Source organism: Arthrobacter sp. HMWF013 (assembly GCF_003061105.1).
Taxonomy (GTDB): Bacteria; Actinomycetota; Actinomycetes; order Actinomycetales; family Micrococcaceae; genus Arthrobacter.
In genome coordinates this window covers 1,411-3,555 of the sequence record NZ_QAIQ01000647.1, presented here as the reverse complement: position 1 = coordinate 3,555, position 2,145 = coordinate 1,411, and the positions used below count along the sequence as shown (strand labels likewise).

The 2,145-nt window shown below is 66.4% G+C and carries 2 protein-coding genes; both read right to left on the bottom strand.

What is annotated here, in order from left to right:
- Window positions 1-346: 346 nt before the first annotated feature.
- Complete coding sequence (locus DBR22_RS21430) at window positions 347-1,093, bottom strand: NUDIX hydrolase (RefSeq protein ID WP_108600654.1); 747 nt, start codon at window positions 1,091-1,093, stop codon at window positions 347-349.
- Window positions 1,090-2,145: AAA family ATPase (locus DBR22_RS21425; protein ID WP_108600656.1), on the bottom strand; the 1,056-nt coding region annotated here is incomplete at its 5' end. The genes DBR22_RS21430 and DBR22_RS21425, both read right to left, overlap by 4 nt.

Genomic DNA, 2,145 nt, shown 5'->3' with positions numbered 1-2,145 from the left:
GGCCGGTACCGGAGCAACGACAGGTGGTGGGGGTGGTGGCGGGACGGCCCCGGGACCGCTTCCTACGCCACCTACGTTGCCACCTCCGGAGTTGTTGCCGCCGCCTGTCCCGGGCCCCATGCCGTTATCCCCGCACACTTGCGATCCGTTAGGCGCGGTCGTGCAGACGATTTCGGCGTGGGCCGGCGTACTGAGAACCAGCGGCCCTGCCAGGATGGCGAGGCAGAGTCCGGCCCCAAGTTTGATGCGCATTGTTCCCCCAATGATGCGCCGGACTTACCGGCTCTCAGTAAGCGTATCCGAGCCGGGTTGCTTTGTGTTTGTGCAGGTCAGAGCCTTACCACCTTCACTCGACGCGCGGCTTGGCCAGTGGCGGGTGGATGTGCCGGTCGGTGGCGGTGAACAGGGCTGCGGGTGCGCCCGCGGCGGCCCGTGCCTTTTTCCCGGTGTCCTCGAGCTGGGGCATCATTTTGCGGGTGAAGTTCCCTGCGGGCAGAGTGACGTTCCAGACCGCCTCGTAGACGGTGCGGAGCTGCGTCATGGTGAACTCTGCGGGCAGCAGCCGGGCGGCGACGGTCGTGTATTCCATCTTCCCGGAGAGCCGGTCCAGCCCGTCGCGCAGGATGGTGGTGTGGTCGAACGCCAGGGCGTCGCTGTCGAGGAGCTCATGGACGGGGTGCCAGGCGGCGGCTGAGGCGTCGGTGCCGGCTGAGATTTCCGGCAGGGTGTGGCCGTCGGTGGCGAGTAGTGCCAGGTGGGCGACGGAGGCGACCCGCATGCGGGGGTCCCGGTCCGGTTCGGTGTAGGTGGCCAGCTGTTCGATGTGGACCGGCAGCTGTCCGAGGTCAAGTCCGGTTTCTTCGGCGAGCTTCCGGTGGGCTGCCTGCTCTGCAGATTCCTGGGGGCCGACGAACCCGCCGGGCAGCGCAAGCGCGTCCTTGAAGGGGTGGCCGCCGCGGCGGACCAAGGCAGTGTGAAGCACTGCCCCGGTCACGGCGAAGACCACCAGGTCAGCGGTCAGTGCGATGGAGGGGTAGTCCTTGGGCTTGTAGCCGGCGAGGAATTCCTTCTCGGACTTCGCTTCGGGGCTCATCGGGTGGCTACTTCGAGGACGGTGCGGGTGGCCCAAGGCGGGGAGGTGAATTCGCTGCGCTGGGCGAGGATGAGGTCGATGATCTCGGTGACGGTCTTCATGCGGCGGTCGTGGTCGCCGGTGACCAGGATCCAGGAGTGGCCCTCGTCGGTCAGGGTTTCCTTGAACCATTCGGTCATGTCGGCCCGGCGGTGTTCGCCTTCGCGCCAGCCGTCGTCTTCGAAGTCCACACCTACGTGATCGGTGATCAGGTAGATGTCGCGCTTGGGCAGTTTGCTGGCCGCGTTGTAGGACCCGTAGCTGCGTTCGCCGATGTAGAACCGCTCCCAGAGGGTGGTGGCTAGCGAATCGGTGTCGGCGATGACCAGCGGGCAGACGTCGGCGGCGGCGTTCTCCATGGCGTTCTGCCGGGCACCGATCCGGCCGAAATCTTGTTCGGTCCAGACCATGTCCGCCAGCTGTGTGTCCGGCTTTTCGGCTTGCAGTGCACCGAACTTCTCGTAGGTGTAGTCGCGGCCGTATTCGGTGACGTCTGCGAGCAGGGGGAACCGGGTCCGGTAGTGCTCGGTAACGGCCTCCGCCAGGGTGGTGGTGCCGGTGGATTCTGCGCCGACCACGATGATGCGGGTGGCCATCTCCTGCCGTGCCGGGCCGATGATGTACGGCCAGGCGGACCCGAGGTCATCCCGGCAGAGCGTGCCGCTGACCGGGTAGGTGGTCCGGGACTGGTCCACGAGGACGTGCTCGGCGCCGAAGGCTTCGGCCAGCTGTGCACCGTACTCCTCGGAGCTGAAGACCGCGTCGACGGATGTGATGCCGTTGGATTTCAGGGCCAGGCGCATGAGCTCGTTCTGGGCCTTCCAGATCTCCTCGGAGTGGTAGTCCTCCGGGCAGTCGTTCCGCATCCCGATGACCTGCACTCCGGGAGTCTCAGCGAACTCTGCGGCCAGCCATGTGGCCCGGTCGGGGACTGTGACAGATTCGAATCGGTTGCCCAGGACGAGGACCGCGACGTTCTCCGACTGCGCGGCGGCGGTGTTGATCAGGTGGAC